Genomic DNA, 23,030 nt, shown 5'->3' on the forward strand with positions numbered 1-23,030 from the left:
ATCGCGGCCGACAGCCCGGCCGGGCCGCCGCCGACGATCACGACGTCGTATTCCATCGATTCGCGCGGGCCGTATTGCTCGATGAGGCTTGCGGGGGTCATTGGCGTTCCTCTAACCGTTAGAATGCTTTTATTCGGGAGCGTATTGTCTGCGAAACGAAACGCTTGCCGCAACAGCATGCGGATACATTAGCACGATCGTTCTATTTTATGTGCTAGGGTTATGCTGCGTGGGACAGGGCGCCCGCGGCGGCGAAACGACATCGAAAGGGGATGTGCAATGGGTCGATCGATCAATCTGGAAGGCAAGGTCGCGTTGGTCACGGGCGCATCAAGCGGCCTCGGGCAACGCTTTGCGCAGGTGCTGTCGCAGGCCGGCGCGAAGGTCGTGCTCGCGAGCCGCCGCGTCGAGCGCCTGAAGGAACTGCGCGCGGAGATCGAGGCGGCGGGCGGTGCCGCGCACGTGGTGTCGCTCGACGTCACCGACGTGCAGAGCATCAAGGCGGCCATCGCGCACGCGGAGACGGAAGCCGGCACGATCGACATCCTCGTGAACAATTCGGGCGTCTCGACGATGCAGAAGCTCGTCGACGTCACGCCGTCCGATTTCGAGTTCGTGTTCGACACCAATACGCGCGGCGCGTTTTTCGTCGCGCAGGAAGTCGCGAAGCGGATGATCATGCGCGCGAACGGCAACGGCAAACCGCCTTACCGGATCATCAACATCGCGTCGGTGGCGGGGCTGCGCGTGTTTCCGCAGATCGGGCTGTATGCGATGAGCAAGTCGGCGGTCGTGCAGATGACGCGCGCGATGGCGCTCGAATGGGGCCGCCACGGGATCAACGTCAACGCGATCTGTCCGGGCTATATCGATACCGAAATCAATCATTACCTGTGGGAAACCGAGCAGGGCCAGAAGCTGCAGTCGATGCTGCCGCGCCGGCGCGTCGGCAAGCCGCAGGATCTCGACGGGCTGTTGTTGTTGCTCGCGGCCGACGAGTCGCAGTTCATCAATGGCTCGATTATCTCCGCCGACGATGGCTTCGGCCTCGCCTGAGTGGATGACATTCAGCAACAAAGAAGACTGCAATGAGCGAATATTCCCCCGTATTTGAAATGTCGATGCCGATCCGCTGGGGCGACATGGATGCGTTCGGCCACGTAAACAACACGGTCTATTTCCGCTACATGGAACAGGCGCGGATCTCGTGGTTCGAGGAACTCGGCATCGCGGGCGGCAACGGCGAGGGGCAGGGGCCCGTGATCGTCACGGCGTCGATGGAGTTCCTGAAGCAACTGCACTATCCGGGCGACGTGATCGCGAAGATGTCGGCCGCGAAGCCGGGCCGCAGCAGCTTCGACACCGGTTTCGAGCTGACGCGCGCGGACGATCCGCAGCACGTGTATGCGCGCGGCAACGCGCGCTGCGTGTGGGTCGACTACGCGCTCGGCAAGTCGGTGCCGCTGCCGCAACTGCTGCGCGATACGATCGAGCGCGCGCTCGCGGCGCAGGTCGGCTGAGCGCGGCGGCGCCGAAGCCGGCGCCCGGTGTGTCGCCATTTCCCGATGATCTCCCGAATCGGCCGCTTCACGCGGCCGATTGCCATTCCGGGGCGCGTCTTACTGGCCGAGCAGGCGCTGCAGCAGCTCCGGCGTATTGTTCGTGCCGTACTTGCGCATCAGCCGCGCCCGATAGATGTCGACCGTGCGCGAACTGATGTCGAGCACGCGCCCGATCTGCTTGCTGGTCTTGCCGGTCGCGAGCTGCGCGGCGATCTCGCGTTCGCGCGGCGTCAGCTCGACGGCGACCCGGCGCGTCGCGCTCAGGTCCTCGAAGGTCCAGACGCCCGCCGCGAGCGGCGCGGTGCGGTCGAGCGCGCGGCCCGTCACGTGGCACCAGAACAGCTCGCCGTCGGCCCGTTTCATGATTCTGTCATCGGCGTAGGTGCCGTTCGCGATCATCACGCGCGAGATGCGCTCGCCGATGCGCTGGAATTCGTCCGGCGACGGATACAGCACCTCGTACGACTTGCCGATCAGATCGGCCCGCGCGCAGCGGAAGATCGCCGCGAGCGCGTCGTTGCAGTCCTCGATCACGCGGTCGCGCGACATCACGAGGCCGAGCGGCGCGAGGTGAAAGGCAGTCTGGTAATCGAGAGCGGGCATGGCGCGGGCAAGCGGAGGCAAATGCTTATGTATTTTTGCGTATTGTGCCGTATCGGCGTCACATCGTACCCTTTCAGGCATCTCGCGGCGGTGTGCCGCGATATAAAAACAGCGCGCCTCGACGCAGGTATCGCCGTGCATGCATAGAATGATGCGGCGGGCTTGCGGCCCAGTGGGCGCGTGAACCGGTTTTGCTGGTTTCCATAGAGGAAGGGACATACAGATGAACAAAGTCTATCCAAGCGCGGCCGCCGCGCTGGAAGGGATCGTCCGCGACGGACAGACCTTCGCGGTGGGCGGCTTCGGCCTGTGCGGGATTCCCGAGGCGCTGATCGCGGCGCTGCGCGATTCCGGCGTCAAGGGCATCACCTGCATCAGCAACAACGCAGGCGTCGACGGCTTCGGTCTCGGCCTGTTGCTGGAAACGCGCCAGATCCGGAAGATGATCTCGTCGTACGTCGGCGAGAACAAGGAGTTCGAGCGCCAGTACCTGGCCGGCGAACTCGAGCTCGAATTCACGCCGCAGGGCACGCTCGCCGAGAAGCTGCGCGCGGGCGGCGCCGGCATCCCCGCCTTTTTCACGAACACCGGCTACGGCACCGTGATCGCGGAAGGCAAGGAAACGCGCCAGTTCGGCGATCGCCACTACGTGCTCGAGCCGTCGCTGACGGCCGACGTCGCGCTGGTGAAGGCATGGAAGGCCGACAAGTCCGGCAACCTGATCTATCGCCGCACCGCGCGCAACTTCAACCCGATGTGCGCGATGGCGGGCAAGATCACCGTGGCGGAAGTCGAGGAGATCGTCGAGAACGGCGAACTCGATCCGGACCATGTCCACACGCCGGGGATCTTCGTGCAGCGCATCGTGCTGAACGCGACGCCCGAAAAACGCATCGAACAACGCGTCGTACGCGCGAAAGGAGACTGACATGGCCTGGAATCGTGACCAGATGGCCGCGCGCGCGGCGAAGGAACTGCAGGACGGCTTCTATGTGAACCTCGGCATCGGCCTGCCGACGCTCGTCGCGAACCACGTGCCGGAAGGCGTCGAAGTGTGGCTGCAGTCGGAGAACGGGCTGCTCGGCATCGGCCCGTCGCCGACCGAGGACGAGGTCGACGCCGACCTGATCAACGCCGGCAAGCAGACCGTCACGACGTTGCCGGGCTCGTCGATCTTCTCGTCGGCCGATTCGTTCGCGATGATTCGCGGCGGCCACATCAACCTCGCGATCCTCGGCGCGATGCAGGTCAGCAAGAAGGGCGACCTCGCGAACTGGATGATCCCGGGCAAGATGATCAAGGGGATGGGCGGCGCGATGGACCTCGTCGCGGGCGTGAAGCGCGTCGTCGTGCTGATGGAGCATGTCGCGAAGGGCGACCAGCACAAGATCCTCGACGAATGCAACCTGCCGCTGACGGGTGTCGGCGTGGTCGACCTGATCATCACCGATCTCGGCGTGATCGAAGTGACGCCGGCCGGCCTGAAGGTGCTCGAACTCGCCGACGGCGTAAGCGCGGAAGAGATCCAGGCAAAGACGGGCGCGCCGCTCGACGTGAGCGCGGTCGCGTAAGCGCCGGCCTTTCGTCTCGACGCTCGACGCCCCGCGTTCCCCTGTGGAACGCGGGGCGTTTTGTCATGACCGCATACGTCACCCGAATCACGCTAATCACGCGATCGCGCCGCCGCCGTCGATCAGCACCGTCGAGCCGGTTGCATAAGGTGTTGCCGCCAGATACACGATCGCATTCGCGACGTCCTCCGGCTGGCCCACGCGGCGTGCCGGGAGGCGCTGCGCGGCGCCCGCGTACATCGCGTCGCGCGCATCGGGGGCGAGCTTGTCCCACAGCGGCGTCGCGATCAGGCCCGGTGATACGGTATTCACCCGCACGGGCGACAGCTCGAGCGCAAGGCCGCGGGCGAGCGCCTCGAGTGCCGCGTTGATGGCCCCCTGCAGTACCGACGACGCGTTCGGTCGCACGCTTAGGTAGCCCGACACGAACGTCAGCGAACCGCCGGGTGCGATATCGATCGAGCGTGCGACGCGGTATGCGCCCCAGAACTTGCTGTCCATCGCGGCCTGCGCGTCGGCAAGCGGCAGTGCGCGGACCGGGCCCGTCGCTGTCTTCGCGGCCGAAATCACGACGTGGTCGAACTGGCCGGCACGCGCGCAGAACGCATCGACGGCCGCCGTATCCGTGATGTCGAGCGCTTCGGTGCGTACTTGCGCGCCCGGCGCGGCATCTGCATTGACCCTGGCAGGGTCGCGCGATGCGATCGTCACGACAGCGCCGAGTCGTGCGAATGCGGTCGCGGCGGCGGCACCGATGCCGGAGCTGCCGCCGACGACGAGTACCTTCTTTCCGTGGAGTGAGTCGTTCATGGTGGTCCTTCCGAGGTGAGGGGGTGAGCAGGTGAGCGCAATCCGGTTAGATCGTTTCGGCTTCGCGCAACGTCGACGGGCTGCGCAGCGCAAAGCGGGCGATGTCGTCCTTGCGCATGAAGGCAACGCCCGGATGCGATCGAGCGTAGTGCAGGAACGCGTCCCAGGCGCGGACCATCTGCGGCGTGCCGCTGATCCGGTCGTGCGCGCTGATCGACATCAATCGTCGCCGCTGGCCGGCTTCCGCGTACAACTGGTCGAAATCGAGCTTGATCTGCTCGAGAAACATCGTCGGCGAGTAATTGCGGCCTTCGATCAGCAGGATGTCGTTGTTGCGCAACGTGTATGGAACGACCGCGAAATCGCGGCCGTCGACGGTTTCGATGAAGGGCTCGTCGCGGCTGACGTCGTCGATGTGATACACGTAGCCGAGTTCCTGCAGCAGCGGCAGCGTGTGCGGTCCGCGCCGCAGCCAGTTGCAGTTGTAGCCGATCGGGCGCCGTCCCGTCGCCGCTTCGACCATGTCGCGGGCTTCGGTGAGGAAGCGGCGCTCGTCGTCGCGGCTCATTGCGAATTGCGACCGCCAGGTCGGGCCGTGCGCGGCCGCTTCGTGGCCGCGCGACACGATCTCGCGTGCCAGTTCGGGATGCCGGCGCACGGCTTCCCCGATCATGTGCGACGTGACCTTCACGCCATGCCGGTCCCACAGGTCGAGAAGACGCGGGATCCCTTCACGGTAGCCATATGCGAACCACGTGGCCGACGCGAGGTCGACCGGGACCGACGGTGGAAACTCGACGGACGGGAACGGGCTGTCCGCGCCCTTGGGCGGTTGTCCGCCGGCCTCGAACTGCATCGAGATCGAGATGGCGAGCCGCGTGTTGTCCGGCCAGAACCCGCTGGCGTTCGTCCCGGCAGCATCCGATATTGGCGCGGCAGTTGCCGACCGGGAGGCGCCCGCGGCCATCGCGATGCCGGCGGCCGCCCCGGCGCCTGCTTGTGCAAGAAACTTGCGGCGCGCCGGACGCATCGCCGAAGAATCGTAGTCGCTGTCAGTCATCGTCCCCTCCGTCAGCCGACGAGCCCGAGCTGACGCATCAGCGTCAGGTTGTCCTCGATGTGCCAGTTTTCCGCTATCCGACCTTGGACGATGCGGTAGATGTCGGTCGCGATGAAGTCGATCGCCTGTCCGCTTCCGGTCGTTCCGTTGAACGTGCCGGTGAAATGGCCGCGAAAGTGCAGGTGCACGACGACACGGTCGCCCGCCACGATCATCTGTTCGATGTCGCAATGCAGGTCCGGGATGGCCGTGCGCATCGTCCTGGACGCCGCGAGTGGCCCCGCTACGCCTTGTTGACGGCCGGCCGGCAACGTCCGGTCGACGAAATCGGCCGCGAGTGCAGCGCGGGCGAGGGTCGCATCACCGGTATCCCAGAACGTGCCGTAGCGACGCGCGGCGAGGATCTGCGCGCGCGCCTGCGTAGCCGGCACGTCGGTCGCGACGGTCAGGCCGTGTGGGTCGAGAAGGTCGGCGGCGCGGGCCGCGACAGGCGACAGCGCAGCGACGCAGGCCGCCGCGGCGATGACGCGGGTGAGCGGGCGCACGTTCGAAGGAAGGATCGACATGGTTTCGGATGTCCTGTGAATGGCGTCGCGGGACGACGCGGAACAGGTATGGTAGGTTTCCGTTCTGAACACAAATACGGTCTAAAAGCGAATGGATTATTCGAAAAAAAGAAAGGGCGAGGCGAAGCGGGTGCCGCGATGCTGATCGACGATCTCCCGGCGCTCGATACCTTCGCGAGAATCGTGTCGGCCGGTAGCCTGTCCGCGGCGGCGCGCGAGCTGGACTTGTCGCTGTCCGTCGTCAGCAAGCGGCTCGCGCATCTCGAGTCGCAGCTCGGCGTGCGTCTGCTGCACCGGACGACGCGACAGCAGACGCTGACCGACGACGGTGCGCAGTTCCATGCGCAGGTGCTGCGCATCCTGGCCGAGGTCGATCGCGCCGAAACGCTGATGAGCGATCGTCGCGGCACGGTCAGCGGCGTGCTGCGCCTGACGGCGCCCGGCGAACTCGGCCGGCTGCGGATCGCGCCGCTCGTCGCCGCGTTTCAACGGCAACATCCGGAGTTGACCGTGCACCTGATGCTGACCGACGCGATCGTGGATCTGCTCGCGCAGGACATCGACGTTGCCGTGCGGATCGGCAGCCTCGCCGATTCGACGATGATCGCGCGCGAGCTGGCGCCGAATCATCGCGTGCTGTGCGCGTCGTCGAGCTATCTCGCCGTGCACGGGCTGCCGGCCCATCCCGCCGAGCTTCGCATGCACCGATGCATCGTGATGGGCGACCAGCCGCGTGCGGAGTGGCGGTTCGACGGTGTACAGGGCGCGGTTGCGGTCGAAGTGACGGCCGCGCTGCTGACGAACGACGGCGGTGCGGCTCGTACGTTGGCGCTGGAGGGCGCGGGCATCGCGCTGAAGTCGATCTGGGACGTCGGTGCCGACCTCGACGCGGGCCGGCTCGTCCGCGTGCTGCCGGCATTCGCCGCACCCGCGGCACCGCTTCATGCGGTCTATCCCGGCGGGCGTCACGTGCCGTTGCGCGTACGGGCATTCATCGACTTCCTGCGCGAGCAGTTGCGCGCCTCGTGGCGCCGCGGCGCGTGAGCCGGTGCGAACGATGCGCCGGATGACCGCAGGCGCGTGACGACCCGCCGTTAAGAAGCGGTTTACAATCGTTTGCATCGGGTGGTGCAAGCATTGCCCGCCGCACCGTCCACGTTCGACAGGATGCCAACGATGCCAACAACCTCAGCGAATCCTCCGGTTCCCCGTCAGCGACGGGTGCAGTGTGCGAGCGCCGCAGGCCTTCACCACGTCGCCTATACCGAATGGGGCGACCCCGCCAATCCGCGCGTGCTGCTCTGCGTGCACGGCCTGACCCGTTCGGGGCGCGACTTCGACCGGCTCGCCGCCGCGCTGTCCGATACGTATCGCGTCGTCTGCCCCGACGTCGTCGGGCGCGGGCGCTCCGACTGGCTCGCCGATCCGCGGCTTTATGCGATTCCGCAATACGTGGCCGACATGGTGACGCTGATCGCGCGGCTCGACGTCGAGTCGGTCGACTGGTTCGGCACGTCGATGGGCGGGCTGATCGGCATGGCGCTCGCGGGGCTGCCCGGTTCGCCGCTGCGCCGGATGATCGTCAACGACGTCGGCCCGCGCATCGAGCCCGATTCGCTGACGCGCATCGGCGAATACCTCGGCGTGCAGCCGCGCTTCGCGACGGAGCAGGAGGGCATCGACTATCTGACGTCGCTGTCGCTGCCGTTCGGCGCATTGAGCGGCGACGAGTGGCGCGAGATCAACGGGCCGTTGCTGCGCGAGTTGCCCGACGGCGGCTGGACGATGCGCTACGATCCGCGCATCGCGGAGCCGTTCAAGGCGACGACGCCCGAACTGGCCGCGCTCGGCGAGGCCGCGCTGTGGCGCGCGATCGAGACCACCGATGCGTCGCTGCTGGTCGTGCGCGGCGAGCGTTCCGACCTGCTGTCGCGCGACACGGCGGCCGAGATGGTGCGGCGCGGCCGGCACGTGACGCAAGCCGAGATCCAGGACGCGGGCCATGCGCCGGCGTTCATCAGTGCCGACCAGATTGCGCTCGCCCGCCGGTTTTTCGTCGAAGGCGGCGCATAAACGCGTCATAATATGCGGTTCGGCGGCACGCGGGCCGTGTCGTCGCCGATACTTCACCTACTCACACGACCGGAACATTCCATGGCAGTCATTCGTCACCACGTCGGGGCCCGTCTCTCCGAAACCGCGATCCACAACGGTACCGTGTATCTGGCCGGCCAGATTGCCGAAGACACCACCCAGGACATCAAGGGCCAGACGCGCGAAGTGCTCGGCCACATCGACCGCCTGCTCGCCGAAGCGAACAGCGACAAGGCGCATCTGCTGTCGGTGCAGATCTACATTTCGGATCTCGCGAACTTCGAAGGCATGAATGCGGAGTGGGACGCGTGGGTCGCGCCCGGCAATACGCCGCCGCGCGCGACCGTCGAGGCGAAGCTCGCGGATCCGGCGCTGCTCGTCGAGATCGTCGTCGTCGCCGCGCAGCGGAGCTGAGCGAAGCATCACGATGACCGCAATACGCCAGGCCGTGCAATGACCGAGTCCGTTTCCGCTTCTTCCGTCGCGGCGCCGTCGTTCGACGACGTGCTCGCGTTCGTGCGCGAGCGGGCCGGCGACGCGCGCCTGTCGACGGGCGAGTTGCTCGCCGATCATTCGGCGGGCACGGCGTCGATCATGCGCACGCTGAACGTCGACCCGCACGCGATGCAGGCGGCTGCGCTGTTCGTGCTGACGCCGCACCTGAACGACCCGGAGCGGGAGTTGACCGAACGCTTCGGCGAAGAGGTTGCGCGGCTCGTATCCGACGTGCGCAAGCTGCTGCGGCTCGGCACCGTGAGCCTGCGCGCCGCGCAGAACGCGATGCCCGACGCCGGGCGCGACGCCGCGGAAGAGCGGCGCACGCAGATCGAGGCGCTGCGCAAGATGCTGCTCGCGTTCGCGCAGGACATCCGCGTGGTGCTGATCCGGCTGGCGTCGCGGCTGCAGTCGCTGCGCTACTACGCGGCGGCGAAGATCGACCCGCCCCCCGACGTCGCGCGCGAGACGCTCGAGATCTATGCGCCGCTCGCGAACCGTCTCGGTATCTGGCAACTGAAGTGGGAGCTCGAGGACCTCGCGTTCCGCTTCGAGGATCCGGTCACCTACAAGCGCATCGCCAAGCTGCTCGACGAAAAGCGCATCGAACGCGAGGCGTACGTCGCGCAGGCGATCGAGCGGCTGCAGCACGAACTGGCGGAAGCGCACATCCCGGCCGACGTGAGCGGTCGGCCGAAGCACATCTACAGCATCTGGCGCAAGATGCGCGGCAAGGAGCTCGACTTCTCCGAGCTGTACGACGTGCGTGCATTCCGCGTGATCGTGCCGGACATCAAGGATTGCTACGCGGTGCTCGGCATCGTGCATCACCTGTGGCAGCCGGTGCCGAAGGAATTCGACGATTACATCTCGCGCCCCAAGCCGAACGGCTACAAGTCGCTGCATACGGTCGTGATCGGCGACGACGGTCGCGCGTTCGAAGTACAGATCCGCACGCAGGAAATGCACCGCTTCGCGGAGTACGGCGTCGCCGCGCACTGGCGCTACAAGGAAGCGGGCGCGCGCGGCTATGGCGGCCAGTTCTCGGCGAGCGACAAGTACGACGAGAAGATCGCGTGGCTGCGCCAGCTGCTCGCATGGAAGGACGACGTCGAGGACGGCACCGAAGTCTCGGGCGACAAGGCGTGGGCACAGCTGCGCGAGACGTCGCTCGACGACGACCATATCTACGTGCTGACGCCGCAGGCGCGCGTGATCGCGCTGCCGCAGGGCGCGACGCCGGTCGATTTCGCGTATCACCTGCACAGCGAGCTTGGCCATCGCTGCCGCGGCGCGCGCGTCGACGGCGTGATGGTGCCGCTGAACACGTCGCTCGCCAACGGCCAGACGGTCGAGATCGTCGCGGTGAAGGAGGGCGGGCCGTCGCGCGACTGGCTGAACCTGCAGCTCGGCTACCTGAAGAGCCCGCGCGCGCGACAGAAGGTGCGTGCGTGGTTCAACTCGATCGAGCAGGAAGAGAACATCGCGCATGGTCGCGCGCTCGTCGAAAAGACGCTGCAGCGCGAGGGCAAGACGTCGGTCAACCTCGACAATCTGGCCGCGAAGCTCGGCTTCAAGTCGCCCGATGAGTTGTTCTCGGTCGTCGGCAAGGAGGAATTCAGCCTGCGCAACGTCGAGCACGCGCTGTCCGATGCGCCGCCGCCCGACCATGCGCCCGAGGCGCCCGCCGATTTCGAGAAGCGCAGCAGCGGGGCGAGCGTCGCGCACGGCGCGTCGACCGGCGTGCTGGTGGTCGGTGTCGATGCGTTGCTGACGCAGCTTGCGCGCTGCTGCCGTCCGGCGCCGCCCGACCCGATCAGTGGTTTCGTGACGCGCGGCAAGGGGATGTCGATCCACCGCAGCGACTGCCCGACGTTCCGGCGGATGGCCGAGCGGGCGCCGGAGCGCGTACTGCAGACGACCTGGTCGGCCGACGTGCTGGGCGGCCGTGGCGTGTCCGTCTATCCGGTCGACCTGATGATCGAGGCGAGCGACAGGCAAGGCCTGCTGCGCGATATCTCTGAAGTGTTCGCGCGCGAGAAGATGAACGTGGTGGGCGTGAAGACGCAGAGCCGCCGCAACGCGGCATTCATGCAGTTCACGGTCGAGGTGTCGAATTCCGCGCAGGTGCAGCGGGCGTGCACGCTGCTCGGCGAAGTGCCGGGCGTCGTGCGGGCGGGGCGCAAGGCTTGATGTCCCTGTAATGGGGTTGGAGCCCGATCATTTTGCTGCGGCCGCATAAAAACGCTTGCCAAGTCTGCGTTGGCTCCATATAATCTTAGCTTCTCTAGGCTCGTAGCTCAGCTGGTTAGAGCACCACCTTGACATGGTGGGGGTCGTTGGTTCGAGTCCAATCGAGCCTACCAACGAATTGAGAATGCCCGGTTTTTCGGGTGTTCGATGCAGTAAATAACTCAACGCGAACAAGGCGAATACGGTTATGACACCGCGAACGTTGACCGAAACCTTTTCGGAGCGACGCTAGTCGAGGAACGTTTTCGCCCTTTCAGTTTGAGTGAAGTATCGAATGCGGCCCCTCGAAAGCGGGGCCGCATTTTTTTTGTCGCGAAATTTTCGCGCGTGACTTTGATATCGCGTGCTTGGTTTGCCGCCCACTGTCGGCATCACGGAGATTGCTATGGTTTCGATACGCTTGCCTGACGGCTCAGTTCGACAATACGAGCATCCGGTGACAGTTGCCGAGGTTGCGGCCTCGATCGGTCCCGGCCTTGCGAAGGCTGCGCTTGGTGGCAAGCTCGATGGCGAGCTGGTCGATACGTCCACGGTCATCGATCGCGACGCATCGCTCGCGATCGTCACGGACAAGGATGCCGACGGTCTCGACATCATTCGTCACTCGACCGCGCACTTGCTCGCCTATGCGGTGAAGGATCTGTATCCGGATGCGCAGGTGACGATCGGTCCGGTGATCGACAACGGCTTCTATTACGACTTCTCGTACAACCGCCCGTTTACGCCTGAAGATCTGGAAAAGATCGAAAAGCGCATGCAGGAACTCGCGAAGAAGGACGAGCCGGTGACGCGCCGCGTCGTATCGCGCGACGAGGCGGCCGGCTATTTCCGCAGCCTCGGCGAGAAGTACAAGGCCGAGATCATCGAATCGATTCCGCAAAGTGACGAAATCAAGCTGTACTCGCACGGCGGCTTCACCGACCTCTGCCGCGGCCCGCACGTGCCGTCGACCGGCAAGCTGAAGGTCTTCAAGCTGATGAAGGTCGCGGGCGCGTACTGGCGCGGCGACTCGAAGAACGAGCAGCTGCAGCGCATCTACGGGACGGCCTGGACGAAGAAGGAAGACCAGGATCAATACCTGCACATGCTCGAGGAAGCGGAAAAGCGCGACCACCGCAAGCTCGGCAAGCAACTCGACCTGTTCCACATGCAGGAAGAGTCGCCGGGCATGGTGTTCTGGCATCCGAAGGGCTGGGCGCTGTGGCAGCAGGTCGAGCAGTACATGCGCCGCCGCGTGAACGAAGCCGGCTACCTCGAGATCAAGACGCCGATGATCATGGACCGCTCGCTGTGGGAAGCGTCGGGCCACTGGCAGAACTACCGCGAGAACATGTTCACGACGGAGTCGGAGAAGCGCGACTACGCGATCAAGCCGATGAACTGTCCGGGGCACGTCCAGGTGTTCAAGCACGGCCTGCGCTCGTACCGCGACCTGCCGCTGCGCTACGCGGAATTCGGTTCGTGCCATCGTAACGAGGCGTCGGGCGCGTTGCATGGCCTGATGCGCGTGCGCGGCTTCGTGCAGGACGATGCGCACATCTTCTGTACGGAAGACCAGTTCATCTCGGAATCGATCGCGTTCAACACGCTGGCCATGAGCGTGTACAAGGACTTCGGTTTCGATCACATCGACATCAAGCTGTCGCTGCGTCCCGAGCAGCGTGCGGGCACGGACGAGACGTGGGATCGCGCGGAGCAGGGCCTGCGCGACGCGCTGACGGCCTGCGGCCTCACGTGGGAAGAGTTGCCGGGTGAAGGCGCGTTCTACGGCCCGAAGATCGAGTACCACATCAAGGATGCACTCGGCCGTTCGTGGCAGTGCGGCACGCTGCAGCTCGACATGGTCCTGCCGGAGCGCCTCGGCGCCGAGTACGTCGCGGAAGACAACAGCCGCCGCCGGCCGGTGATGTTGCACCGCGCGATCGTCGGTTCGATGGAGCGTTTCCTCGGCATTTTGATCGAGCACCATGCTGGTGCAATGCCCGTCTGGCTCGCGCCGTTCCAGGCAATTGTGCTCAATATCGCCGAAAGTCAGGCCGAATATGCGCAGTCCCTGGCCCAATCGTTGCAAAAACAAGGGGTTAGAGTGGCGGCCGATTTGCGCAACGAGAAGATTAGCTATAAAATACGCGAGCACACGCTGGAAAAGGTGCCTTATCTCCTCGTCGTGGGCGATAAGGAGCGTGATGCGCAAACGGTAGCCGTGCGTGCCCGTGGCGGCGTCGATCTTGGCGTTATGCCGATCGAAGCCTTCGTTGAGCGTCTGCAGGAAGACCTGCGCTCGTTCAAGTAACCGCCCTGGCAGCGCGGCTCGTTTTTTTAATTTTTAGAGGAAACGTAACATCGCTACTGATAAGTCGTCGCACCGCATCAACGGTGAAATCACTGCGCCGGAAGTGCGTCTGGTCGGGATCGAGAACGAACCGCTCGGTATCGTAAAACTCGCTGATGCTTTCCGTAAATCGGAAGAACTGGATGTTGACCTGGTGGAAATCGCGCCGCAAGCGGTTCCGCCGGTTTGCCGTCTGATGGATTACGGCAAGTTCAAGTACCAGGAATCGAAGAAGCAGCACGAAGCGAAGCTGAAGCAAAAGGTCATCCAGGTGAAGGAAGTCAAATTCCGCCCGGGTACCGATGACGGTGACTACAACGTCAAGCTTCGCAATCTCGTGCGCTTCCTCGAAGAGGGCGACAAGACGAAGATCACGTTGCGTTTCCGCGGCCGCGAAATGGCTCACCAGGAGATCGGCATGCGGATGCTTGAGCGTCTGCGCACGGATCTCGAGGAAGTCGGCCAGGTCGAGCAGATGCCGAAGATGGAAGGGCGCCAGATGATCATGGTGCTCTCGCCGAAGAAAAAGAAGTAACGGGCCCGCGCGCCACGCGCGCAGGTTCGAAAGTGGTTCGGTGCGTGGCCCGGTCAGGGCGGCGCACCAACAATGACGGCGGCTGCGCAAGCGGTTCGCCGTACACAAGTGGACTGGGTTTCGAAGGGCGGGTCAAGGGCGCAAGCCAACCGCACACCCATCGCCATCAAATAAACTGGAGTTGTTCGTCATGCCTAAGATGAAGACCAAGAAGAGTGCTGCAAAGCGCTTCGTGGTGCGTCCGGGCGGTACCGTCAAGCGCGGTCAAGCCTTCAAGCGTCACATCCTGACCAAGAAAACCACGAAGAACAAGCGTCACCTGCGCGGCGCAACGGCAGTTCATGATTCCGATCTGAACTCCGTCCGCGCAATGCTGCCGTTCGCGTAACCCCTCAACTGATACTCCAAGGAGAGAAACATGCCTCGAGTCAAACGTGGGGTAACCGCACGGGCCCGCCACAAGAAGATCATCAACCTGGCCAAGGGTTATCGCGGCCGTCGCAATAACGTCTACCGCATCGCCAAGCAGGCGGTGATGCGCGCTGGTCAGTACGCGTACCGCGATCGCCGCAACAAGAAGCGTGTGTTCCGCGCACTGTGGATCACGCGTATCAACGCGGCAGTTCGCCAGCACGACATGACCTACAGCGTGTTCATCAACGGCCTGAAGAAGGCGTCGATCGAACTCGACCGTAAGGTCCTGGCCGACATGGCGGTGTTCGACAAGGCTGCTTTTGCTGCGATCGTCAAGCAGGTGAAAGCCGCCGTTGCAGCCTAATTGCGAAATTAGCACTGCGTGGTTAGTTGCAGCGACGTTCCGGTAGTCTCGGCCGCTGCAGCGAAAACGGGGCTCTTCCGAGCCCCTTTTTTGTTTGGTGGAGCAGTTTCGCTCGCCAAGACCGAATGACGTTGGAAATGATGGGATCTATGGATCTGGACCAGATTGTCGCCGACGCGCAGCAGTCCTTCGAACAGGCTGCCGACATCACCACGCTCGAAAACGAGAAAGCCCGCTTTCTCGGCAAGTCGGGTGCGCTGACCGAGTTGCTCAAGGGCCTCGGCAAGCTCGATCCCGAAGCACGCAAGACCGAAGGCGCACGCATCAACGTCGCGAAGCAGCAGGTTGAAGCCGCGCTGACCGCACGCCGCCAGGCGCTCGCCGACGCGCTGTTGAACCAGCGCCTCGCCGCCGAGGCGATCGACGTGACGCTGCCGGGCCGCGGCGCCGGCGCAGGCAGCCTGCACCCCGTGATGCGCACGTGGGAGCGCGTCGAACAGATTTTCCGCTCGATCGGCTTCGACGTGGCCGACGGTCCCGAGATCGAGACCGACTGGTACAACTTCACGTCGCTGAACAGCCCGGAGAACCATCCGGCGCGTTCGATGCAGGACACCTTCTACGTCGAAGGCAAGGATGCCGACGGCCGCCAGCTGCTGCTGCGCACGCACACGAGCCCGATGCAGGTGCGTTACGCGCGCATGAACCGCCCGCCGATCAAGGTGATCGCGCCGGGCCGCACGTATCGCGTCGACAGCGATGCGACCCACTCGCCGATGTTCAATCAGGTCGAGGGGCTGTGGATCGACGAGAACATCAGCTTCGCCGACCTCAAGGGCGTCTATACCGACTTCCTGAAGAAATTCTTCGAGCGCGACGACATCCTCGTGCGCTTCCGCCCGTCGTATTTCCCGTTTACGGAACCGTCGGCCGAGATCGACATGATGTTCGAGCACGGCAAGAACGCCGGCAAATGGCTCGAGATCTCGGGCTCGGGGCAGGTGCATCCGACCGTGATCCGCAACATGGGCCTCGATCCCGAGCGCTACATCGGCTTTGCGTTCGGCAGCGGCCTCGAGCGCCTGACGATGCTGCGCTACGGCGTGCAGGATCTCCGGCTGTTCTTCGAGAACGACCTGCGTTTCCTGCGCCAGTTCGCATAACGCACGCGCCGCGCCGACATGTGCCCGCGCATGCCCCGCCGGACGTTTCCGACGGGGGCCGGGCGCCGATCTAACCTGTTTCGAACGTAGACATCCATGCAATTCCCTGAATCCTGGTTGAGAACCTTTGTCGACCCGCAGCTGACGACCGACGAACTGTCGCACGCGCTGACGATGGCGGGGCTCGAAGTCGAATCGCTGAGCAAGGCTGCGCCGCCGACATCGAAGATCGTCGTCGGCCGCGTGCTCGAAGTCGTCAAGCATCCGGATGCGGACAAGCTCAATGTCTGCCAGGTCGACGCCGGCACCGGCGCGACGCTGAATATCGTGTGCGGCGCACCGAACGTGGCGCCCGGCATCAAGGTGCCGGTCGCGCTGGTCGGCGCGGAACTGCCGCCGGCAGAAGAGGGCGGCAAGCCGTTCGCGATCAAGCTGTCGAAGCTGCGCGGCGTGGAGAGCCAGGGGATGCTGTGCTCGGCGCGCGAGCTGAAGCTGTCCGAGGACCACAGCGGCCTGCTGATCCTGCCGGAAGACACGCCGGTCGGCCAGGACATCCGCGATACGCTCAATCTCGACGACACGATCTTCGAAATCAAGCTGACGCCGAACAAGGCCGATTGCCTGTCGGTGTTCGGCATCGCGCGCGAGACGGCCGCGATCACCGGCGCGCCGCTGACGCCGGTCGATATCCGTCCGGTGCGCGTCGAGCTCGACGAAACGCTGCCCGTGCGCATCGCTGCGCCCGATCTGTGCGGCCGCTTCTCGGGTCGCGTGATCCGCGGCGTGAACGCGCATGCGAAGACGCCGCAATGGATGGTCGAGCGCCTCGAGCGTTCGGGCCAGCGCAGCGTGTCGGCGCTCGTCGACATCTCGAACTACGTGATGTTCGAGCTCGGCCGTCCGTCGCACGTGTTCGATCTGGACAAGATCCACGGCGGCATCGAAGTGCGCTGGGGCAAGCGCGGCGAGTCGCTGAAGCTGCTGAACGGCAACACGGTCGAGCTCGACGAAACGGTCGGCGTGATTGCGGACGACCGTCAGGTCGAAAGCCTCGCGGGCATCATGGGCGGAGACAGCACGGCCGTCACGCTCGATACGACCAACATCTACCTGGAAGCCGCGTTCTGGTGGCCGGACAGCATCCGTGGCCGCGCGCGCAAGTACAACTTCTCGACCGATGCGGCCCATCGGTTCGAGCGCGGCGTCGACTACGCGACGACCGTCGAACACGTCGAGCGCATCACGCAGCTGATTCTCGAGATCTGCGGCGGCAAGGCCGGCCCGGTCGACGACCAGGCAGTGAACCTGCCGCAGCGTGCGCCGGTGAAGATGCGCGTATCGCGCGCGAACCGCATCATCGGCGTGAAGATCGACGCCGACGAGATCGCGAACATCTTCACGCGCCTGCGCCTGCCGTTCGAGCGTGACGACGACGCGTTCCTGGTCACGCCGCCGTCGCACCGCTTCGACATCGAGATCGAGGAAGACCTGATCGAGGAAGTGGCGCGCATTTACGGTTTCGAGAAGATTCCCGCGCGTCCGCCGGTCGCGACGAGCGAGATGCGCGCGACCAACGAGACGCGGCGCTCGATCCACGATATCCGTCACGGGCTCGCGGCGCGCGACTATGCGGAAACGGTCAACTTCAGCTTCGTCGATGCGGAGTGGGAGCACGACTTCGCCGGCAACGACAATCCGATCCGCCTGCTGAACCCGATCGCGAGCCAGCTGTCGGTGATGCGCACGACGCTGTTCGGCAGCCTGATCTCCGTGCTGCGCCACAACCTGAACCGTCGCGCGGATCGCGTGCGCGTGTTCGAGACGGGGCGCGTGTTCCTCGCGGATTCGTCGGTGAAGGCCGGCGAGTTGACCGTCGAAGGCTACACTCAACCGAAGCGTGTCGGCGCGCTCGCGTACGGCCCGGCAGTCGACGAGCAGTGGGGCGTCGCGACCCGCGCGGTCGATTTCTTCGACGTGAAGGGTGACCTCGAGGCACTGCTCGCGCCGGCCGCCGCGCGCTTCGTGAAGGCCGAGCATCCGGCCCTCCATCCGGGCCGCAGCGCACGCATCGAAGTGGATGGCCGCGCGGTCGGCTGGATCGGCGAGCTGCATCCGCGCCTGATGCAGAAGTACGAGCTGCCGCACGCGCCGGTGATGTTCGAAATCGACGCGGATGCGCTGATCGCGCGTGCACTGCCGGCGCCGACCGACGTGTCGAAATTCCCGCCGGTACGGCGCGATATCGCCGTTGTCGTCGATCAGGCGGTCGAGGTTCAGGCACTTTTCGATGAAATGAAGAAGGCGCTGGCCGAAGACGCCTGCCGATTCGTTCAGAAGGTTGTACTCTTCGACGAATTTCGTGCAAAATCAAATACTTCCGGTGGTCTTGCCGCGCACGAGAAGAGCCTTGCCTTCCGCGTGACGCTGCAGGATGCGGCTGGCACGCTACAGGACGAGGTCGTCGATCAGGCGATCCAGACGCTGGTCGAGCGGATGGCTCGTGCGGGTGCCCGCCTGCGCGGCTAAGGAGAGGAGCCGCCCGTTCGCGGGTGGCGCTTCCCCATCGTGAGTTTTGGTTTAACGCGCTGTATGGCAGATATGAACGACATGACCTCGAGTGAATTCGAAGCCCTCCTGACGGCGCAACGCAGCGCCATGAACCGCGACGCTTCGGCGCCGGCGTCCACCGAGACGCCGACGCTGACGAAAGCGGAGCTGGCGGAGCTGCTGTTCGACAGCGTCGGGCTGAACAAGCGTGAAGCGAAGGACATGGTCGAGGCGTTTTTCGAAGTGATCCGCGACGCGCTCGAAAACGGCGAAAGCGTCAAGCTGTCGGGGTTCGGCAACTTCCAGCTGCGCGACAAGCCGCAGCGTCCGGGCCGCAACCCGAAGACGGGCGAGGCGATTCCGATCGCGGCCCGCCGGGTGGTAACCTTCCACGCGAGCCAGAAGCTGAAGGCGCTGGTCGAAAACGGCGCGGAGTAACGCCCGCGCGTCGAAGTCTCCGCGCGGCCGCCGCGCATTCTTTACCGACGGTTAACCGACGATGACCACTACGGTTGAGAAAGTCGTCTTGCCTCCGATTCCCGCGAAGCGCTATTTCACGATCGGTGAAGTCAGCGAACTGTGCGGGGTCAAGCCGCACGTGCTGCGTTATTGGGAACAGGAATTCACGCAGTTGCGGCCGGTGAAGCGGCGTGGCAATCGCCGATACTATCAGCACCACGAAGTGCTGCTGATCCGGCGGATTCGCGAGTTGCTGTACGAACAGGGATTCACGATCAACGGGGCGCGCAACCGGCTCGATTCGCCGGGCGGCGAGCGCGCTGCCGCGGCGCCGGCCGAGCCCGATGTGCCGGCCGGCGACGTGCGAGTATCGGGCAAGCCGGGTGCAACGGTCGACGTGATCGCGTTGCGGCAGGCGCTCCTCGATGTGATCGACGGACTCAAACACGACTGAGCGCAACGCTCGAATCAACAGGAAACCCGGTCGGCGATGCGCCGCCGGGTTTTTTCATGCACGCGGGCTCGTGCTCGGCGGGTCAGCGCGATGCGAGCGGGTTCGGCTTGCCCATGTCGACGACCAGCGTGCCGTCCGGCAGCATCCGCACCGAGCCCTGCGCGACCTGGCTGCGGTAGCCGTACAGGTCGAAACGCATCGGGCCGGCCTCGGCCGAGTTCCGGATCAGCGCGCGCACGTTCAGTTCGAGCACGTTGAACATCTTCATGTCGCCGCCTTCCATCCACATGTAGCTCGGCGCGTCGATCTGCGGCCGCTTCGTCGCGGGCGCGTCGGCGGCACGCCGGAACGTGAGGCGCAGCCCATCGCGTTCGACCGTCGCCTGGCCGAGTTTGCCGTTCAGCACCGGCGGCGGAAACACGGTGTACTGGTCGAGCACGAGCGTGTCGCCGCGCAGCTCCGCGCCGCGGCGCTGCAGCGGCGTCAGCGACGCGAGCTCGATGCCGAGCGAGCGCAGCAGCTTCGCCTGCGGGATGCCGAGCACCGATACCTGCGCCGGCTTGAACGCGAGGTGCCGGTCGTCGAGCACCGACAGCGTGCCCTTCATGTCGGTCGGCAGCCACACGCCGGGCACGTGATTCCAGAGCTTGATGCCGCCCTCGACGCGCAATTCCTGGCCATCCGCACTCAACTGCAGGTCGTTCAGCGAGCGCGGCGAGTAGTCGAGCAGGTAGTTGTTGAAGAGCGCCGACATCGCCTTCCACGATTCGACGACCGTCCCGCCGAGAATGCGGATGTCGTACTGGTTCGGATCGTCGAGATCGACCGGTTCGCCCGGGCGTTTCGCGATCAGCTGCACGTCGAGATCCTCGACATGGAAGCCGATGTCGCCGGACAGGTTGAAGTCGACGTTGTGCAGGTGGATCGTCGGGTTGCGGTTCGACACGTGCCGTTCGTTGAACGGGACGGTCGACGAGCGCCGCATCGCGACTTTCTGCATGCCGGGTTGCGGTGCGCTGGCCGCGAGTGCAAACGCTTCCCAGTGCTGGCGCGAGTCGCGCAATGCGTTCTGCTGCGCGGCGAGGAAGCTGTCGTTCAGGCGAGCGGCCGCGTTGCCGAGCGCGGCGCCGCTCGCGGGGCCCGCGTACGACGGCATCCGGATCGCCATCGCGCCGCTTTCGTCGAAATTGAAATAGCCGGCCGAAACCTGGTCGCGATAGTGGTACAGGTCGAACACGAAGTGCTGGTCGCGCTTCGTCGGATCGACCGGGCCGATCAGGATGTCGGCGTTCATCGGCATCGAGCGCATGAATTTCACGTCGCCGCCGCGGATGTACATCGCCTGTTGCGGCGCGTTCGCGGGGAGCGCGAAGCCGGCGTGCGAGCCGTCGTCGAGCGTCAGGTCGAGGCCGGCCGGTGTAACGCGCAGCGCGGTGATCCGGATCTTCAGCCGTGGCGGCGGCATCAGCTTGTCGACCGACATCACGAGGTCGTCGCCGGCGAGCCGCGCGATCGGTGTTTCCACCTTCAGCAGATCGGCCATCTTCACGTTGGCCGCGCGCATGACCGGCTGCGCGTTGATGCCCGACACGCGCACGCCGGTCGGGTGGAATACGAGCTGGCTGCCGTCGCGGATCGCGAGCGTGCCGGTCAGCGAGAACGGCACCCAGCCGTCGCGCTGCATCTCGCCTTGAAGATGGATCACGCCGTCGCCGGCCGATACGGCAAGCTTGCGCAGCGGCGCGTTGCGGTAACCGAAGATGTAAGTGTCGAAGAGCGCGGTCAGCTTTGCGTTGTCGAGCGTGACCGCGCCATCGTGTACGTCGATCTCGAAGCTCGTCGGGTCGTCGAACACGATGGGGGCGCCGGCCTGCGTCGGCACGAGCGTCGCGGACAGTTGATGGATGAAGAAGCCGAGGTTGTTGACGATGCGGAAATCGACGTCGCGCAGGAACGTCATCGCGCCGTTCTGGCCCGAGTCGCGCAGCGTGAACGGGCGCGGCTGCGTGAGGTTGATCGACGCGAGCGACGGCACCGTGCGGGCGATCTGCTGTTCGTGAGCGAGGCGTTCGGCTTTGGCGCGCTCGATCTTCGTCGATGCGACCGACGCGTTGCCGTCGCGCTGCGCGGCCGGTTCCGCGCAGCCGGTGCAGAGCAGCGCGAGCGCAAGCGCACCGCAGCCGAATGCGCGAGCGGTGCCGTGTGAAACCGGGGCGACCGCGCGTCGCAGGCCGGCCATCCAGTCGAAACTTGCCAAGGGCGTGCGATGGCCGCGCCGGACCGAATTCCGCATCGTCTGTCTCCATGTCTTGTCGTGACCGGCGAGGGCGCGCGATCGATGCGCGGCGCAGTCGTCGATGCCGTGCAGTGTGGCATAGCGCGCTAGAGCGGCGTTACCAAACAGCGGGCGTGCGGGCAACACCGGTCGGCGCACGACGGGGCAAAGGATTCGCGGCGTCGGGGCGGCAATATCAAACGGTCGTTTGGTTTTGCGGTCGAGGGGCGGCGCGCATTGCGCCGGATCGGCAAACCCGGCGGCGTGGGTTGACGCCGGGTTTCGTGCCGGATGAAGGCCGTGTCCGGTCCGGGCGCGGCGGCAGCGCGATGACAGCCGCGCTGTCGCCAGCGCCGCCTGCATGGTCGGTCAGACCAGCATGCGCTGCCGGATCGCATTCTGCGTCGACGCGTCGAGCTGCAGGCCGTTCTCGATGTATGACGTCATCGAGCCATACGACGCGACGACCTGATCGAACGCCGCCTGCAGATAGGCGGCTTGCGCGCCTTGCAGCGCGGCCATCATGTCGGCCGCATCCTGCCCGCCGCGCTTTTGCGCCTGCGCGACATAGGCGGCGATTTCCGACGCGCTGTAGACGTTGGTCAGCAGATAGTCGGCGAGAATCGTCTGCGGGCGGACACCGAGGATCGTGTGCAGGATGGCCGTCGCCCAGCCGGTGCGATCCTTGCCGGCCGTGCAGTGGAGGACCAGATTGCCGCCGGACGAGGCGAAGCCGGCAAACAACGCGTGGTAGCTCGTGCGTGCGGTTTCCGACGTCACGAACGCCCGATACATGCTCATCATGAAGGCCGTGGCCGTCGCGCCGCTGGTCGGCAGCGGGCCGAGATTGGCGGCGCCGAGCACGTTGAGGTTCTGCCAAATGGCGCCCGCCAACGGTACATCCGGCTGCGCTTGGATCTCGGAGGTCGTGCGCAGGTCGCACACCTGCGTGATGCCGAGCGTATCGACCGTTGCGACGTCGGCCGCGGACAACGTGAGCGCGGACGACCGGTAGATCACGCCTTTTTTCATCGCTGCGCCGCTCGGGGTGGCATAGCCCGTTCCGTCCGGTCCTGCGGTATCACGAAAGTTCGCTACCGAGGCGAGCCTGGGCGTCGTGACGGGGGCGATCGCGATCGAATCGCCGCCGCACGCGGACAGAAGCGACGCGCTTCCCAGCGCGATGCCGAACGTGCCGGCGCCCAGCCGGAGAAAGTGTCGTCGGGAAATTTCGTTTTTCTGATGCATTCACTGACCTTTGTCGGAGACTGTCACGGGAAGTTGCGACCGCCGTTGCGATCGAAGTCGCTGCCGGCCCGGCGCGCCGCGCGGCAACGCGCAGATCTGCGATCTCGATCGGCCTGCAGTCGGACGATGCGCCGGGCGCGTCGATCTCGCGCCGGGTAAGCGCACGGTAGCGATCCGCGGCGAAACGGCCATCGTCCTTTTCGACTAGGACGCGATGCGGGCGCG

General features: G+C 65.1%; 22 protein-coding genes and 1 tRNA gene. 17 read left to right on the forward strand and 6 right to left on the reverse strand.

The features are described from left to right. Positions 1–279 precede the first annotated feature (279 nt). On the forward strand, positions 280–1,056 hold the full coding sequence (locus DID98_RS27400; protein ID WP_044846058.1) for an SDR family oxidoreductase: 777 nt from the start codon (positions 280–282) through the stop codon (positions 1,054–1,056). 32 nt (positions 1,057–1,088) lie between these two features. Then, entirely contained in the window at positions 1,089–1,520 is a 432-nt protein-coding gene (locus DID98_RS27405; protein WP_044846057.1) for a thioesterase family protein, read from the forward strand. A 99-nt stretch (positions 1,521–1,619) separates the two neighbouring features. Here DID98_RS27405 and DID98_RS27410 read toward each other — a convergent pair whose 3' ends face one another. Then, a complete protein-coding gene (locus DID98_RS27410) occupies positions 1,620–2,165 on the reverse strand; it encodes a LuxR C-terminal-related transcriptional regulator (protein WP_044846056.1) in 546 nt (181 codons plus the stop codon). Between the two features lie 223 nt (positions 2,166–2,388). On the opposite strand from DID98_RS27410, the gene DID98_RS27415 reads away from it, so the two are divergent. Beyond that, a complete protein-coding gene (locus DID98_RS27415; RefSeq protein WP_044846055.1) occupies positions 2,389–3,093 on the forward strand; it encodes a CoA transferase subunit A in 705 nt (234 codons plus the stop codon). 1 nt (position 3,094) lies between these two features. Continuing rightward, the gene (locus DID98_RS27420) at positions 3,095–3,736 is read left to right on the forward strand and encodes a CoA transferase subunit B (protein ID WP_124488883.1); all 642 of its coding nucleotides are present in this window, start codon (positions 3,095–3,097) and stop codon (positions 3,734–3,736) included. Positions 3,737–3,832: 96 nt separating this feature from the next. On the opposite strand, the gene DID98_RS27425 is transcribed toward DID98_RS27420, so the two are convergent. Genes DID98_RS27425 through DID98_RS27435 form a run of 3 tightly spaced genes read right to left on the reverse strand, consistent with a single transcriptional unit; the run spans position 3,833 to position 6,172 of the window. Further along, positions 3,833–4,546: an SDR family oxidoreductase gene (locus DID98_RS27425; RefSeq protein ID WP_124571730.1), complete on the reverse strand. Its 714-nt coding sequence runs from the start codon at positions 4,544–4,546 to the stop codon at positions 3,833–3,835. 46 nt (positions 4,547–4,592) lie between these two features. Next, positions 4,593–5,606 carry a polysaccharide deacetylase family protein gene (locus DID98_RS27430; RefSeq protein ID WP_124522523.1) on the reverse strand — a complete coding sequence of 338 codons (1,014 nt, stop codon included), beginning with the start codon at positions 5,604–5,606 and terminating at the stop codon, positions 4,593–4,595. 11 nt (positions 5,607–5,617) lie between these two features. Then, on the reverse strand, positions 5,618–6,172 hold the full coding sequence (locus DID98_RS27435) for an ester cyclase (protein ID WP_124571731.1): 555 nt from the start codon (positions 6,170–6,172) through the stop codon (positions 5,618–5,620). A gap of 138 nt (positions 6,173–6,310) precedes the next feature. On the opposite strand from DID98_RS27435, the gene DID98_RS27440 reads away from it, so the two are divergent. The 13 genes from DID98_RS27440 (at position 6,311) to DID98_RS27505 (ending at position 19,282) form a co-directional block, all read left to right on the forward strand. Continuing rightward, a complete protein-coding gene (locus DID98_RS27440) occupies positions 6,311–7,216 on the forward strand; it encodes a LysR family transcriptional regulator (protein WP_124488887.1) in 906 nt (301 codons plus the stop codon). A 132-nt stretch (positions 7,217–7,348) separates the two neighbouring features. Further along, positions 7,349–8,245, forward strand: coding sequence for an alpha/beta fold hydrolase (locus tag DID98_RS27445; RefSeq protein WP_124488888.1), 897 nt, complete (start codon positions 7,349–7,351; stop codon positions 8,243–8,245). Between the two features lie 81 nt (positions 8,246–8,326). Further along, entirely contained in the window at positions 8,327–8,680 is a 354-nt protein-coding gene (locus tag DID98_RS27450) for a RidA family protein (RefSeq protein ID WP_006758848.1), read from the forward strand. 39 nt (positions 8,681–8,719) lie between these two features. After that, positions 8,720–10,954 (forward strand): bifunctional (p)ppGpp synthetase/guanosine-3',5'-bis(diphosphate) 3'-pyrophosphohydrolase, encoded by a 2,235-nt coding sequence (locus DID98_RS27455; RefSeq protein WP_044846048.1) that lies wholly within the window; start codon positions 8,720–8,722, stop codon positions 10,952–10,954. A 96-nt stretch (positions 10,955–11,050) separates the two neighbouring features. Beyond that, positions 11,051–11,127 (forward strand) — tRNA-Val (locus tag DID98_RS27460). Positions 11,128–11,399: 272 nt separating this feature from the next. After that, entirely contained in the window at positions 11,400–13,307 is a 1,908-nt protein-coding gene (gene thrS / locus DID98_RS27470; protein WP_124522527.1) for a threonine--tRNA ligase, read from the forward strand. A gap of 49 nt (positions 13,308–13,356) precedes the next feature. Beyond that, positions 13,357–13,881 carry a translation initiation factor IF-3 gene (infC, locus tag DID98_RS27475; protein WP_071734130.1) on the forward strand — a complete coding sequence of 175 codons (525 nt, stop codon included), beginning with the start codon at positions 13,357–13,359 and terminating at the stop codon, positions 13,879–13,881. A 190-nt stretch (positions 13,882–14,071) separates the two neighbouring features. Beyond that, a complete protein-coding gene (gene rpmI / locus DID98_RS27480; protein ID WP_004191477.1) occupies positions 14,072–14,269 on the forward strand; it encodes a 50S ribosomal protein L35 in 198 nt (65 codons plus the stop codon). Positions 14,270–14,299: 30 nt separating this feature from the next. Then, positions 14,300–14,659 (forward strand): 50S ribosomal protein L20, encoded by a 360-nt coding sequence (gene rplT / locus DID98_RS27485; protein WP_004192938.1) that lies wholly within the window; start codon positions 14,300–14,302, stop codon positions 14,657–14,659. Between the two features lie 149 nt (positions 14,660–14,808). Continuing rightward, entirely contained in the window at positions 14,809–15,822 is a 1,014-nt protein-coding gene (gene pheS / locus DID98_RS27490) for a phenylalanine--tRNA ligase subunit alpha (RefSeq protein ID WP_006753318.1), read from the forward strand. 96 nt (positions 15,823–15,918) lie between these two features. Continuing rightward, on the forward strand, positions 15,919–18,348 hold the full coding sequence (pheT, locus tag DID98_RS27495; protein ID WP_124571732.1) for a phenylalanine--tRNA ligase subunit beta: 2,430 nt from the start codon (positions 15,919–15,921) through the stop codon (positions 18,346–18,348). A 72-nt stretch (positions 18,349–18,420) separates the two neighbouring features. Continuing rightward, on the forward strand, positions 18,421–18,807 hold the full coding sequence (locus DID98_RS27500) for an integration host factor subunit alpha (RefSeq protein WP_006486093.1): 387 nt from the start codon (positions 18,421–18,423) through the stop codon (positions 18,805–18,807). 61 nt (positions 18,808–18,868) lie between these two features. After that, entirely contained in the window at positions 18,869–19,282 is a 414-nt protein-coding gene (locus DID98_RS27505; protein ID WP_124488891.1) for a MerR family transcriptional regulator, read from the forward strand. An 82-nt stretch (positions 19,283–19,364) separates the two neighbouring features. Here the strand turns inward: DID98_RS27505 and DID98_RS27510 are convergent, their stop codons facing one another. Together DID98_RS27510 and DID98_RS27515 are read right to left on the reverse strand one after the other, a co-directional pair. Beyond that, a complete protein-coding gene (locus DID98_RS27510; RefSeq protein ID WP_124571733.1) occupies positions 19,365–21,575 on the reverse strand; it encodes a hypothetical protein in 2,211 nt (736 codons plus the stop codon). A 351-nt stretch (positions 21,576–21,926) separates the two neighbouring features. Next, on the reverse strand, positions 21,927–22,787 hold the full coding sequence (locus DID98_RS27515) for a tyrosine-protein phosphatase (protein ID WP_311767943.1): 861 nt from the start codon (positions 22,785–22,787) through the stop codon (positions 21,927–21,929). Between the last annotated feature and the right edge of the window lie 243 nt (positions 22,788–23,030).

Origin of the sequence: Burkholderia sp. Bp8984 (genome assembly GCF_003853755.1) — a bacterium.
In the GTDB taxonomy this organism is placed as follows: domain Bacteria; phylum Pseudomonadota; class Gammaproteobacteria; order Burkholderiales; family Burkholderiaceae; genus Burkholderia.